The organism is Edwardsiella hoshinae NBRC 105699 = ATCC 33379 (genome assembly GCF_000474215.1).
Classification (GTDB): Bacteria; Pseudomonadota; Gammaproteobacteria; order Enterobacterales; family Enterobacteriaceae; genus Edwardsiella; species Edwardsiella hoshinae.
Genome location: NZ_BAUC01000022.1, coordinates 60,930 through 72,703, shown reverse-complemented (window position 1 = coordinate 72,703; position 11,774 = coordinate 60,930). Strand labels below are relative to the sequence as shown.

General features: G+C 62.3%; 8 protein-coding genes and 1 pseudogene. 5 read left to right on the top strand and 4 right to left on the bottom strand.

The features are described from left to right. Window positions 1-4: 4 nt before the first annotated feature. The 5 genes and pseudogenes from tldD to ridA all read left to right on the top strand — a co-directional run bounded on the left by tldD (window position 5) and on the right by ridA (window position 5,276). A complete protein-coding gene (gene tldD, locus EHO01S_RS10705; protein WP_024523939.1) occupies window positions 5-1,450 on the top strand; it encodes a metalloprotease TldD in 1,446 nt (481 codons plus the stop codon). A gap of 38 nt (window positions 1,451-1,488) precedes the next feature. Then, a pseudogene (locus EHO01S_RS19425) lies at window positions 1,489-2,959 on the top strand (FUSC family protein); the annotation flags it as partial. A 345-nt stretch (window positions 2,960-3,304) separates the two neighbouring features. Next, window positions 3,305-4,240, top strand: coding sequence for an aspartate carbamoyltransferase (gene pyrB, locus EHO01S_RS10695; protein ID WP_024523938.1), 936 nt, complete (start codon window positions 3,305-3,307; stop codon window positions 4,238-4,240). Between the two features lie 12 nt (window positions 4,241-4,252). Further along, window positions 4,253-4,714, top strand: a complete 462-nt coding sequence (gene pyrI, locus EHO01S_RS10690; RefSeq protein WP_024523937.1) for an aspartate carbamoyltransferase regulatory subunit — start codon at window positions 4,253-4,255, stop codon at window positions 4,712-4,714. Between the two features lie 175 nt (window positions 4,715-4,889). Next, entirely contained in the window at window positions 4,890-5,276 is a 387-nt protein-coding gene (gene ridA, locus EHO01S_RS10685) for a 2-iminobutanoate/2-iminopropanoate deaminase (protein ID WP_024523936.1), read from the top strand. 53 nt (window positions 5,277-5,329) lie between these two features. On the opposite strand, the gene kch is transcribed toward ridA, so the two are convergent. The 4 genes from kch to selA all read right to left on the bottom strand — a co-directional run bounded on the left by kch (window position 5,330) and on the right by selA (window position 11,671). Continuing rightward, window positions 5,330-6,616: a voltage-gated potassium channel protein gene (kch, locus tag EHO01S_RS10680; protein ID WP_024523935.1), complete on the bottom strand. Its 1,287-nt coding sequence runs from the start codon at window positions 6,614-6,616 to the stop codon at window positions 5,330-5,332. Between the two features lie 105 nt (window positions 6,617-6,721). Next, on the bottom strand, window positions 6,722-8,251 hold the full coding sequence (exaC, locus tag EHO01S_RS10675; RefSeq protein ID WP_024523934.1) for an acetaldehyde dehydrogenase ExaC: 1,530 nt from the start codon (window positions 8,249-8,251) through the stop codon (window positions 6,722-6,724). 154 nt (window positions 8,252-8,405) lie between these two features. After that, entirely contained in the window at window positions 8,406-10,283 is a 1,878-nt protein-coding gene (gene selB, locus EHO01S_RS10670) for a selenocysteine-specific translation elongation factor (RefSeq protein WP_024523933.1), read from the bottom strand. After that, complete coding sequence (gene selA / locus EHO01S_RS10665; RefSeq protein ID WP_024523932.1) at window positions 10,280-11,671, bottom strand: L-seryl-tRNA(Sec) selenium transferase; 1,392 nt, start codon at window positions 11,669-11,671, stop codon at window positions 10,280-10,282. Before selA ends, selB begins: the two co-directional genes overlap by 4 nt. Window positions 11,672-11,774: the final 103 nt, after the last annotated feature.

The window sequence follows — 11,774 nt, the reverse complement described above, 5'->3', positions numbered from 1 at the left end:
CACCATGAGTCTGACGTTTGTCAGTGAGCAGTTACTGGCTGCCAATAACCTGAATCATCAGGATCTTTATAACGTATTAGGGCAATTGAGCGAACGACGCCTGGACTATGCCGATCTCTATTTTCAATCCAGCGTACATGAATCCTGGGTATTGGAGGATCGCATCATCAAGGAGGGCTCCTACCATATCGACCAAGGGGTCGGGGTACGGGCCATCCACGGCGAAAAAACCGGCTTCGCCTATGCCGATCAGATCACGTTGCAGGCGTTGACCCAGAGCGCCCATGCCGCACGCAGCATCGTGCGCGAGCAGGGCGATGGCCGGGCACGGACCTTGGGGGGCCTGGAGGCGGTGGCGCGTTATGCCAGACATGATCCGCTGCACAGTCTGCCACGCGAAGAGAAGATCGCCCTGTTGTCTCGGGTGGATCGGGTGGCACGGGCGGAGGATGCCCGCGTGCAAGAGGTCAACGCCAGCCTGACCGGGGTGTATGAGTTGGTGCTGGTCGCCGCCAGCGATGGCACCCTGGCAGCCGACGTGCGCCCGCTGGTGCGTCTCTCCGTCAGCGTACTGGTGGAGCAGGATGGCCGCCGTGAGCGGGGGAGTTGTGGCGGCGGAGCGCGCTGTGGCTATGACTACTTCCTCGCCACCAGCGAGGGGGAGATCCGCGCCGAGGCTTACGCCCGCGAGGCGGTGCGCATGGCGCTGGTTAACCTGCACGCCGTGGCGGCACCGGCCGGCACTATGCCGGTGGTCTTGGGAGCCGGCTGGCCGGGCGTCTTGCTGCATGAAGCGGTCGGTCACGGGCTGGAGGGCGACTTTAATCGACGCGGTACCTCAGTCTTCAGCGGTCAGTTGGGGCAGCAGGTGGCCTCGCCGTTGTGCACCGTGGTGGATGACGGCACCCTCGAGGGGCGGCGCGGCTCCCTGGCTGTGGATGACGAGGGGGTTCCGGGGCAGTATAACGTGCTGATCGAAAATGGCATTCTGCGCGGTTACATGCAGGATAAGCTCAATGCCCGCCTGATGGGGATGGCACCGACTGGCAATGGCCGTCGTGAGTCTTATGCCCATCTGCCGATGCCACGCATGACCAATACCTATCTGCTGGCCGGCGAGAGCACCCCACAGGCGATCATCGAGAGCGTCGAGTATGGCTTGTACGCCCCCAACTTTGCCGGTGGTCAGGTCGACATCACCTCCGGCAAGTTTGTCTTCTCCACCTCAGAGGCCTACCTGATCGAGAAGGGGCGCATCACCCATCCGGTGAAGGGGGCGACCCTGATCGGTTCTGGAATCGAGGCGATGCAACAGATCTCGATGGTCGGCAACGATCTGGCGCTGGATAAAGGGGTCGGGGTGTGTGGCAAAGAGGGGCAGAGCGTACCGGTCGGCGTCGGCCAACCGACTCTGAAGCTGGACGCGATGACCGTCGGCGGCACAGCTTAAAGGTTGGCCGCTGTGCATTGATCCCACGAGGGGCCGGCATTGCCGGCCCCGCCTTCGCCGCGGGTGGGGAGCCCTTCGCCGGCGCCATCCGCTATCGTGGTTGGCTGCGCATCATCAGGCACCCTGATAGGCTGTTTGTGTGCGTTGCTGTTGATGATGATCTTCATCCGTGCGCCGTTTGTTGTGCTGCCTATGGGCCGGGCTGTGTACCTGGCTGTCGTCGCTGGTGCGCATCGAGAACGCCTACGCCTGGGGACTCTCCGGCTATACGACGCTGATCATCGTGATCTCCAGCCTCGCCGAGCCGCCGTTTATTCTGCCATTGGCATTAGAGCGTTGCGGCGAGATCGTGTTGGGTATCGTCTGCGCGGTAGTGGCGGATACCCTGCTGTCCCCACGCTCGGTCAAGGGCGAGATAGATCGGCTCGTTAGCGGGCTATTACTGAACCACTGGCAATTCCTCCCGCGTTGTGTGGCGAACGACGATCGCGCGGCGCTCGATCGCCATTGGCATACCCTGCTGCGTGAGGGGCAGGCGCTGGAGGGGATGCGCGCGAGCCTGGCCTTGGAGTCGCTGCGCTGGCAGGCAACCTGCCGCCGCTTGACGTATCTGCCTACCCTGACACTGAGTCTGATCACGCGGGCGTGTGAGATCTGCCTACAGGGCGAACGGCCGCCGCTGCCCACTTGCTTTCAGGCGCTGATCAGTGCTCCATTGACCACCCCGGCCGAGGCGTATCAGCGTTTAAAGCGGCTGCGTCGTCTCTTGGCGGCGTATGGCGGTACCCGTTTGTCCCCGGCGTTGATCGCCTGGATCGCCGCCGCCAGCCAGTTACAGTGGCTGAGTAAGGGGGGAGTGAGCGCGGTGCCCATCGGTCAACAGGAGGCGGCGCTGCTGCGCGATAGCGCGTCAGGACGTCCACTGCGCACCGCCGAGGGGCGTCATGCGTTGATCAACGGGGGCGTACCTGGCTGGCCACCACGCTGGGGACGCTGTTTTGGCTGTGGAGCGGCTGGCAGGCCGGCAGTGGCTGTATGATCATGATCGCGGTCGTCACGTCGTTGGCCGTGCGTACACCGAACCCGCGTATGGCGGCGATCGACTTCTTGTTGGGGGCGTTGCTGGCGTTGCCGATCGGCGCCCTGTATTACCTGCTGATCTTGCCCGCCAGCGAGCCGAGCCTGATGCTGCTATGCCTGAGCCTCGGGGGGCTGACCTTTCTCTGTGGGATGGCGGTGCAGAAGCGCTGTCTCGGTTCGCTGGGAACCCTGGCGTCGACGCTCAACATCCTGGTGTTGAGCAACCCGATGCATTTTCCGCTACAGCGCTTTCTCGACAACGCCCTCGGTCAGGTGATCGGCTGCGCGCTGGCCCTGCGCCAGGTGGTACGACACTTAGCGGCCTATGCTGAGGCGTGGGATGCTGCCGGGCATGAGGCCAGCCAGATCCAGCCACTGCGCCAGCTACAGCGTGTGTTGCAGCGCTATCGTACGGTGTTGCTGAATTAACCAAGATGGCGCTTGTTTAAGCGGGAAACCGTTTGCGCCGTGTCCAATTTCTCTGCATTTTGTGCTTGCGGTACGGCGGTCGCTGAGTATAATGCCGGACAATTTGCCGGGAGACAGCATGAAAAATAGCATCGGTCATTGTGGTTTGTCGGTCGTGATGCGACCGCAGCACCTGCCCTACCCGGGCAGCCACCAGCCGTTTTTCTCCCGTCGCATTCTCGATCGTGGAAGACCCCTCATTTGAGGGGTTTTTTTTTGCCCGTAACACGGCAAGGCGAAAAATTAACCCGAGTGAACAGTCTGCCAGCGCCGCGTGACGCCGGCGCCAGAATAGGAGAGCACAGAATGGCCAATCCCTTGTATCTAAAAGATATTATCTCCATCAACGATCTCAGCCGCAGTGAACTGGAGCTGGTGTTGGCGACCGCCGCGCGTCTGAAGGCCGAGCCGCAGCCGGAACTGCTGCGTCACAAGGTGATCGCCAGCCTGTTCTTCGAAGCCTCGACCCGTACCCGCCTCTCTTTCGAGACCGCGATGCATCGCCTCGGTGCCTCGGTGGTGGGGTTCGCCGATAGCAGCAACACCTCATTGGGGAAGAAGGGGGAGACGCTGGCGGATACTATCTCGGTGATCGGCAACTATGTCGACGCCATCGTGATGCGTCACCCGCAAGAGGGCGCCGCGCGCCTGGCGACCGAATTCTGCGGGCGCATCCCGGTGGTCAACGCCGGTGACGGTGCTAACCAGCATCCGACGCAGACGCTGCTGGATCTGTTTACCATTCAGGAGACGCAGGGACGGTTGAACGACATCAACATCGCCATGGTCGGCGACCTGAAGTATGGCCGTACCGTGCACTCACTGACCCAGGCGCTGGCCAAGTTCGAGGGTAACCGCTTCTTCTTTATCGCCCCGCAGGCGTTGGCGATGCCGGACTATATTCTGGCGATGCTGGAGGAGAAGGGTATCGCCTACAGTCTGCATGAAACCATCGAAGAGGTGATGCCGCAGTTGGATATTCTGTACATGACCCGGGTGCAGAAAGAGCGCCTAGATCCGTCGGAGTACGCTAACGTCAAGTCGCAGTTCATCCTGCGCGCCGCAATGCTGGAGGCGGCGCGCGATAATCTGAAGGTGTTGCATCCGCTGCCGCGTATCGATGAGATCACCACCGATGTCGACGCCACCCCCTATGCCTACTACTTCCAGCAAGCGGGTAATGGCATCTTTGCCCGCCAAGCGCTGCTGGCCCTGATCCTGAATGCCGAACTGAATTTCTAAGGGAGAGATGAGATGACTCACGATAATAAACTACAGGTTGAAGCGATTAACTGCGGCACCGTCATTGACCATATCCCGGCCCGCATCGGCTTTAAGCTGCTGACCCTGTTTAAACTGACTGAGACCGACCAGCGTGTCACCATCGGCCTCAACTTGCCCTCTAACGCCCAGGGTAGCAAGGATCTGATCAAGATCGAGAACGTGTTCCTCACCGAGGCCCAGGTCAACCAGCTGGCGATCTACGCGCCGCGCGCCACGGTCAACTGCATCGAAAACTATGAGGTGGTGCGCAAGATGGTACCGAGCCTGCCAGAGCGTATCGAAGCGGTGTTGAGCTGCCCGAACAGCAACTGCATCAGTCGCAGCGAGCCGGTTCACTCCAGCTTTAGTGTCCGCGCCCGTGACGGTGAGGTGCTGCTTAAGTGTAAGTATTGCGAGAAAGAGTTTGAACATCACGCGGTGATGGAGCAGTAATCGTCACCGTCGCCCTAGGGTTACCGCTCCTGGGCGAGCGTATTGCACGGCATGAGGCCGATGGTGGGGAAAAATGACGCCTGCGTCATTGAGAGGAGGGGGGCGGACTCCCTATAATGGGGGCGGTTACCGTAGTCCCGCGGTAATGGCCCATCCATCATCCTAAGGAGCAGATATGTCTGGTATTATCAGCACTGAGCACGCACCGGCCGCCATTGGACCCTATGTTCAGGGCGTTGATCTGGGCAACATGGTCATCACCTCCGGTCAGATCCCGGTCGACCCGAAAACCGGCCTGGTCGCGGACGATGTCGCTGCCCAAGCGCGCCAGTCGCTGGAGAACGTGAAGGCGATCGTTGAAGCGGCCGGCTTGCGTGTGGCCGACATCGTGAAGACGACGGTATTCGTCAAAGATCTGAATGACTTTGCGACGGTGAATGCCGCCTATGAAGCCTTCTTCAACGCACATAACGCCCCGTTCCCGGCGCGCTCCTGCGTCGAAGTGGCCCGTCTGCCGAAAGATGTGAAGATCGAAATCGAAGCCATCGCGCTGCGTCGTTGATGACGCCGGTCAGCCCATTCGGGCTGACCGTTTTCTACCGTCTCCCGCCGTACTTAACTCTGCATCTCTTCCGGCGCTGATTTGTCGAAGAACAGCTCAGTGATCAATTTATTATCGATCGGCTCTCCGCTCAGGGTACGCACCAACAGCTCGCTGCCCAACTGCTGCAACGAGAACACCATATCCGGTTGTACCCGCTTAATCTTCTGCAAGTGTTTGCTGGCGTTGACCAGGGAGATGGTCTTGGTGCCACTGCCCGCCACCTCTTTGGCCGCCAGAACGATAAAGGCGTTTTCTGCGTCGTCCTCGCGTAGCGCCAGGATATAGAGCGCCCGCGGCGCTCCGGCCTCTTTTAGCACCTCGGCGCTGGAGGGATCGCCGAGTACCACATCGGCATCCTGTGGGTATTCGTGCGGGATCCCCATCGGTACGATGGCGGTGATGGCGTCGCCGCGCGTTTTCAATCCATTGTAGATACTGAGGGCCAGCGGCGAGGCACCGGCGATGATAAAGTGGTTTTTCCGCATCACGTGAGAGATCCTGCCTTTAACCATGCGTTTAAGATTGCCGCCGATCACCGGGCCGATGATGGCGCTGACGGATGTGGCGAATACCGTAATCCCCATCACGATCACCGAGAGGGTGAACAGCCGCGCCGTGGCGGTATAGGGCACGATATCACCGTAACCGACGGTAGACATGCTGACCACCGAGAAGTAGAAGGCGGTGACCACATCGAGGATCGGCGGCTTGAACTCATCGCCCAGATAGAGCGAGCCGAAGAGAGCGTAGATCAGCAACGAGACGAAGCTGACTAAGGCAAACAACGAGCCGGCCGCCAAGCTGGCGCGGTCGAAACGCTCCCAATAGCGGATCAACAGAGCCAGCAACACCAGGGTATACAGCGTCAGGTTGTGGCTGTAATTCTCTAGGCTGGTCAGCGAGATATCCTGCCAGGTCCACTGGCTGAAGTCATGCCACAGCAGGCGCACCAGATCTTGCGCCTGCCAGATGGGCAGGCTGGGGTCCTGGATCAGCGACAAGATGGCGATGGCAAGCAGCAACAGCAGGGTGAACGCCCAAGCGACACGGGCGCGCAACACCAGACCGATGGACATCAGTATCAGTGCTACCCCCAGCATCACCCGCGGGATCTCCAGCAGGTTCACCATCGAGAGCGCCTCCTTCCAGCTGTGGAAGGTTTGCAAGGCGCCCGGCACATAACGAAACGCCTGGATCACCACCGGCTCGGCAAACAGGTAGCCTTCCAGGGCAACCAGCAAGGCGAGAACCCAAGAGGGGTGAAACAGGTTAGACACGCGGTGGAACAGTCTTTTCATGGCGATGCGTGATAAAGGAAATAATAAAAAGTGTAACGCGAATGTGCGCTTATGAATAGGGCGACCCGCCTGAGCGGCGGGTCGCTTGCGGTGGAACGAGTAAAATCAGAAAAAACCAAGCGCCTGGTCGCTGTAGCTGACCAGTAGGCATTTGGTCTGCTGGTAGTGCTCCAACATCATCTTATGGGTCTCTCGGCCAATCCCCGATTGCTTGTAACCGCCGAAGGCGGCGTGGGCTGGATAGGCATGGTAGCAGTTGGTCCAGACGCGCCCGGCCTGAATGCCCCGTCCCATCTGATAGGCCAGGGTGCCGTTGCGGGTCCAGACTCCGGCACCGAGGCCATAGTGGCTATCGTTAGCCAGCGCCAGGGCCTCGTCGCGATCGCGGAAGGTGGTCACCGCCAGCACCGGGCCGAAGATCTCCTCTTGGAAAATGCGCATCGCGTTGCTGCCGTGCAGGATGGTGGGTTGCAGGTAGTAACCTTGGGCCAACGCCCCCTCTAGGCGCTGCACGCCGCCGCCGGTCAGCAACTGCGCCCCCTCCTGTTGCCCCAGGGCGATGTAGTTCAGGATGGTTTCCAACTGGCCGGCGGAGACTTGGGCCCCCATCTGGGTATGGGGATCGAGGGGGTTGCCGCAGCGGATAGCCTCGACGCGTCGTAGGGCGCGCTCGATGAAGCGCTCGTAGATCGACTCCTGGATCAGCGCTCGGCTGGGGCAAGTGCAGACCTCGCCCTGGTTGAAGGCGAACATGGCCAACCCTTCCAGCGCCTTGTCGAAGAAGGCATCCTCCTTATCCATCACATCCGCGAAGAAGATATTGGGTGACTTGCCACCCAGTTCCAAGGTCACCGGGATCACGTTCTGGGCGGCGTAGCCCATGATGCGTTGGCCGACCTCGGTCGAGCCGGTAAACGCCACCTTGGCGATGCGTGGCGAGGTGGCCAGGTACTCGCCGATATCGCCGCCGGCACCGTTGACCACGTTGACCACCCCGGGGGGCAGCAGGTCACCGATGAACTCCATCAGCACCAGGATCGACATCGGCGTCAGCTTGGCGGGCTTAAGCACCACGCAGTTACCGGCCGCCAGCGCCGGTGCCAGTTTCCAACAGGCCATTAACAACGGGAAGTTCCAGGGAATGATCTGGCCGACGACGCCGAGGGGCTCATGGAAATGGTAGGCGACGGTCTCATGATCCAACTCGCTGATGCCGCCCTCCTGGGCGCGAATGCAGGCGGCGAAGTAGCGGAAGTGATCGATAGCCAGCGGCACGTCGGCGTTGAGGGTCTCGCGGATCGGTTTGCCGTTGTCCCAGGTCTCGGCATGGGCCAGTTGCACCAGGTGCTGCTCCATACGATCGGCGATCTTATTCAGCAGGGTGGCGCGCTGCTGCACCGAGGTCTCTCCCCAGGCTTGGCGGGCGGCATGGGCGGCATCTAATGCCAGATCGACGTCGCGCCGCCCCGAGCTGGCTACCTCACACAGGGGTTGGCCGGTGATGGGCGTTAGGTTAATGAAGTAGTGGCCGTCGACGGGGGCTTGCCACTGGCCGTTGATGAAGTTGTCGTAGCGCGCCTTGAGGCGGAGCGGAGAGCCGGCGCTGGCCGGCGTAAAGGGAGGGTGATCGGTCATTACTGTCTCCTTGGCAGATGGCGCCAGCGAGGCTGGCGGGTAACAGGCAATAACGCAGTCATCCTGTCAGCATAGGCGGCATTCCGCCGCCTCGACACCGACCACCGAGTAATATCCGCTGTGGCTCACAGATTTAGCAACTTTTTTGCATCACTTAATTGACTTCATCGCTACAGAAGAGCGCGCGATCGCGCAACAGATGGTCGTTGGCGCGTCGCCGGGTAAACCCGCTGCGATCGAAGAACTCGAGGATCTGCACCGCCAGCTTTCGGCCAATGCCGAGCTGATCACGGAAGTCGGCCGCGCTGGTGCTGCCCTGGCTGGCATCCAACTGGCGGATCAGTGCCGCGAAGTGGTACAGGCGTTCGGTACGGTAGTAACGGTCACGCACCACGGCGGTGATGTGGCCGAGCAGCGCCGCCTGACGTAGCGTGCGGCGCATCGTCTCCTCCTCGACGCCGAGCGTGGTCGCCAGATCGCGCACCCACCACGGCTCGTCGGCAAACAACGGCGCGGCGCGTTGCCACAGGGCGAGTTGCTGCGGCGTCATGGCGATGTTGTGCTGCGGCAGATGTAACCATCCTCGGCTGTTGCACAGCGCCCCTTCGGCCAGCAACTCGCCGAGGAGATGGAACACCAGGCCTTCCGGCTCGGTCGGCAGCGCCATGCGTCGCAGGCGAGCGCGCCCGACACCGAGCTGATCGCCGTGCTGTTGATGGTAGTCTGCCAACGTCTCCAGTAGGCGTTGGCGCAGCTGCTCTGCCGTCGTCCGGCTGAGCAGATGATCGCCGACCAACAGCAGATCGTCGCGCGCCAGCAGCGCCTGACAGGCGCTGTCGCTCAGTTGACGCGCCCACCCCAGCTCGGCGACACTCAGCGTCGCGTCGGGCAAGCGTAGCGCCAGAACCGTGGCGTCGTCATCCGCTTGCGCCAGGCGGCGTAGCGTGTCGAGGAACACGGGTTGGCGTTTGCCTCGGCGCGGGACGGTGAGTTGTAACACCCGCGCCGCGCCCAGGGTATGGCGCGCCGCGATGTCGCGCAGGATCAGGGTGTCGCCCTCCGCCAGCCAGAGGGGGTGATCGAGGATCAGCTCGGCCAGTGCTTCCCCCTGGGCGGTGGAGTGGGTCTCCAGCAGCGAGAGACGCCCGGTAATATGGCGGGCGGCATGATGCAGATGCAGCGGCTGCCAGTGTTGCAACGGGGCGACGCCATCCAGCGCCACCAGAACCCGTTGCGTCGGTGGAACGGCGGGACGTTGAGCTAAGAGCCAGTCGCCGCGTTGGATCTGCGCCTTCTCGACGTCGCCGCTGAGGTTCAGTGCCACGCGTTGGCCTGCCTCGGCCTCGCTCGCGTCGCGGTTTTGCGCATGCAGGGTGCGTACCCGCACCGGCTTATCGCAACCGGTTAGCCATAAGGTATCGCCGACACGCACCCGGCCTGCCAAGGCGGTACCGGTCACCACCAGCCCGCTGCCCTTGACGCTGAAGGCGCGGTCGATGGCTAAGCGGAAGCGGCGATCGACCCGGGCCGGGGCCGCACTCTGGCTAAGCAGATGTTGACGTAGGGCATCGATGCCCTGGCCGCTGAGGGCATCGGTTTCGAACAGCGGTGCGTCGGGCCAGCCCTGCTCGGCCAGCAGGGTCTGCACCTGGGCGCGTACGCGTGCTCGCTGCGCCTCATCCGCCCGCGTCGCCTTGGTCAGCGCCACGGTCAGTGCCGGACGCCCCGCCAGACGCAGCAGCAACAGATGTTCGCGCGTCTGCGCCATCACCCCATCATCGCAGGCGACCACCAGCAGGGCATGCGGGATGCCGCCGATCCCGGCCAGCATGTTGGCGAGAAACTTCTCGTGTCCGGGCACATCGATAAAGCCGACTACCCGTCCATCCGCCAAGGGGAGATAGGCGTAGCCGAGATCGATGGTCATGCCACGCCGCTTCTCTTCCGGCAGGCGGTCGGTATCAACCCCGGTCAGGGCGCGCAGTAGGGTGGTTTTGCCGTGATCGACGTGTCCGGCAGTAGCGATGATCATGGGCACAGTTCCTCTAATAACGCCTGTTCATCGTCCAGGCAACGCAGATCGAGCCAGAGTTTACCTTCTTGGATGCGACCGATCACCGGGCAGGGCAGGGCGCGCCAGCGTTCGGCCAGCGCCGCCAGGGTAGCGCCGCGTCCATCACGCGGCGTGAGGGTGATGGCGTGGCTAGGCAGGCGGTCTACTGGCAGCGAGCCGCTGCCGATCTGCGAGAGGCATGGCTCCAACGCCAGGTCGAAAGTCGCCTGGTAGTGGGGACGAAGGCCGCCGAGTAGGCGCTCGCCGCAGGCGGCGATCTCACTGGCCTCGCGCGTCAGGTGACGCAAGGTGGGCAGCGCCTGGCGCAGTTTTTCCGGCTGTTGATAGAGTTGCAGGGTGGCGTCCAGCGCCGCCAGGGTCATCTTGCCACAGCGTAGGGCGCGTTTGAGCGGGTGGCGTTGCAGGCGGCGGATCAGATCGCGCCGACCGACGATGATCCCGGCCTGCGGCCCGCCCAGCAGTTTGTCGCCGGAGAAGCTGACCAGATCGACGCCGTCGGCCAGCAAGCGCTGCGGCATCGGCTCGGCCGGTAGCCCATAACGGGTCATGTCCAGCAATGAACCGCTACCGAGATCGCTGATCACCGGTAGGCGGTGTTCGCGGCCCAGCTCGACCAGCTCGGCCTCGCCGACGGCGGCGGTGAAGCCGTGGATGGCGTAGTTACTGGTATGCACCTTCATCAACAGCGCGCTCTGTTCATTGATGGCCTGGCGGTAGTCGTGCAGGTGGGTACGGTTGGTGGTGCCCACCTCGTGCAGGCGGCAACCGGCTTGGATCATCACGTCAGGGATGCGGAAAGCCCCGCCGATCTCCACCAGTTCACCGCGTGAGACGATCACTTCGCGTCCCGGCGCCAGGGCGGCGAGCATCAGCAATACCGCCGCGGCGTTATTGTTGACTAGGCAGGCATCTTCGGCACCGGTCAGGGCGCACAGCCGCTCGGCGATGGCGCGATCGCGATGGCCACGCCCGGCGTCATCCAAGTCGTATTCGAGGGTGACCGACGCCGCCATGGCTTGGCTGGCGGCGGCGATGGCCTGTTCGGCCAGTAATGCCCGTCCTAGGTTAGTGTGCAGTACCGTTCCGGTTAGATTGAAGACCCGGCGTAGGGCGGGAGAGAGGGTGGCGGCGATCTGCGCGGCACAGGCTTGCGCCCAGTCCGTGCTCCAGTCAGGCAGAGCCTGGCAGCGGTGAATGGCGTCGCGGGCCTGCTGTTGCAGCGCCCGCAGGGTTTGGGTCACGAGTTGGCTGCCGTACTGGGCCTGTAAGGCGACGCAGGGCGGCGTTCGCAACAGGGTATCGATCGCGGGGATCTGGCTGTAAAGCACCTGATGATCTGAACTCATTGGACTATTCCATACCTTTATCTGCTAGCTACGCGGGGCGATAGCTTGCCATGATAAAGGCTGACGACAGAGGAATACAGCGGCAACCCGCCGATGGCGCAGG

Bases quoted from the DNA above. Each gene is read 5' to 3' on its own strand.
- tldD (WP_024523939.1), top strand. From the start codon at position 5: ATGAGTCTGACGTTTGTCAGTGAGCAGTTACTGGCTGCCAATAACCTG.
- pyrB (WP_024523938.1), top strand. From the start codon at position 3,305: ATGGCCAATCCCTTGTATCTAAAAGATATTATCTCCATCAACGATCTC.
- pyrI (WP_024523937.1), top strand. From the start codon at position 4,253: ATGACTCACGATAATAAACTACAGGTTGAAGCGATTAACTGCGGCACC.
- ridA (WP_024523936.1), top strand. From the start codon at position 4,890: ATGTCTGGTATTATCAGCACTGAGCACGCACCGGCCGCCATTGGACCC.
- kch (WP_024523935.1), bottom strand. From the start codon at position 6,616: ATGAAAAGACTGTTCCACCGCGTGTCTAACCTGTTTCACCCCTCTTGG.
- exaC (WP_024523934.1), bottom strand. From the start codon at position 8,251: ATGACCGATCACCCTCCCTTTACGCCGGCCAGCGCCGGCTCTCCGCTC.
- selB (WP_024523933.1), bottom strand. From the start codon at position 10,283: ATGATCATCGCTACTGCCGGACACGTCGATCACGGCAAAACCACCCTA.
- selA (WP_024523932.1), bottom strand. From the start codon at position 11,671: ATGAGTTCAGATCATCAGGTGCTTTACAGCCAGATCCCCGCGATCGAT.